The organism is Adlercreutzia equolifaciens (genome assembly GCF_029076695.1).
GTDB classification, from domain to species: domain Bacteria; phylum Actinomycetota; class Coriobacteriia; order Coriobacteriales; family Eggerthellaceae; genus Adlercreutzia; species Adlercreutzia equolifaciens_A.
In genome coordinates, this window is sequence record NZ_JARFIK010000558.1 from 1 (window position 1) to 291 (window position 291).

General features: G+C 66.3%; 1 protein-coding gene. It reads right to left on the reverse strand.

The features are described 5' to 3' along the window. A partial coding sequence (locus PZH32_RS13590; RefSeq protein ID WP_275208787.1) for a PD-(D/E)XK nuclease family protein occupies positions 1-291 on the reverse strand: 291 nt, incomplete at both ends.

Consider the following 291-nt stretch of genomic DNA (forward strand, 5'->3'; position numbering starts at 1 on the left):
CCTGGGGGTGCTTGGGCAGCGTCGGATCGGCGTCCTTCTTCGCCCCCAGACCGAAGTCGGAACCCACCGATCCCTTGTAATCGACCACGGCGAAACGGCCGGCCTCCTCGTACACGTCGACGCGATCGGCCCTACCGCGCAGTCGCACGCCGGCGTACTCCACACCGTCCTGCTCGTCGATAACCACCTCGTGGGCCGCCACGGCAAAGCCCGGGGCGAAGCGCGCCTGGTGACAGAGGCTCTCGGCGATAAGTTGGTACAGGCGTTGCAGATGCAGTTCCTCGGCAGAAG